The sequence below is a fragment of the Pedobacter sp. CFBP9032 genome (genome assembly GCF_034045265.1).
In the GTDB taxonomy this organism is placed as follows: Bacteria; Bacteroidota; Bacteroidia; order Sphingobacteriales; family Sphingobacteriaceae; genus Pedobacter.
On record NZ_JAXCWE010000030.1, the window covers coordinates 1 to 979 of the forward strand.

General features: G+C 48.8%; 1 protein-coding gene. It reads right to left on the reverse strand.

From position 1 onward, the window contains the following. Positions 1–979 (reverse strand): DUF7507 domain-containing protein (locus tag SOM16_RS23020; protein ID WP_320466349.1); only part of this gene is annotated, 979 nt, incomplete at both ends.

Here is a 979-nt window from a genome sequence, read left to right on the forward strand (position 1 = left end):
ATCTGTACCCGTAGCGGTAGCTAAATTGTCTACTCTTCCCGCATCAACATCAGCTTGCGTAACTGTATAAGCCGCGGTGAAGCTTGTCGCGTCAACTGCACCAGGAGCCAGCGTTACTGGGCCACCTGTTACCGTCACTTTCGGATCCGTGATTTTAATGTCACTTACTGTTACGTTACCGGTATTTTCTACCTTGAAGGTATAAGTAATCGTCTCACCTACTTCAGCCTTGCCGTTATTGTTCGCATCAGCGAATGTTCCTGTTTTAGTTAAGCGGATGGCAGGGCTTGCTGGTAATGGCGTGATCGTACAAGTCGGACACGTTGGGGTCGCCGGGTTGTTCGGATCTGTAGGGTTACCGTTCTCTGAATCATCAGTAACCGGGTTGCCTTTCGGATCTGTACCGGTAGCGGTAGCCAAATTATCTACTCTTCCCGCATCAACATCAGCTTGCGTAACTGTATAAGCCGCGGTGAAGCTTGTCGCGTCAACCGCACCAGGAGCCAGCGTTACTGGTCCACCTGTTACCGTAACTTTCGGATCCGTGATTTTAATATCACTTACCGTTACGTTACCGGTATTTTCTACCTTGAAGGTATAAGTAATCGTCTCACCTACTTCAGCCTTGCCGTTATTGTTCGCATCAGCGAATGTTCCGGTTTTAGTTAAGCGGATCGCAGGGCTTGCTGGTAATGGCGTGATCGTACAAGTCGGACACGTTGGGGTAGCCGGGTTATTTGGGTCTGTAGGGTTACCGTTCTCTGAATCATCAGTAACCGGGTTGCCTTTCGGATCTGTACCCGTAGCGGTAGCTAAATTGTCTACTCTTCCTGCATCAACATCGGCTTGCGTAACTGTGTAAGAAGCAGTGAAAGTGGTATTATCTGTTGCACCAGGAGCCAATGTTACTGGGCCACCTGTTACCGTCACTTTCGGATCCGTGATTTTAATGTCACTCACCGTTACGTTACCGGTATTT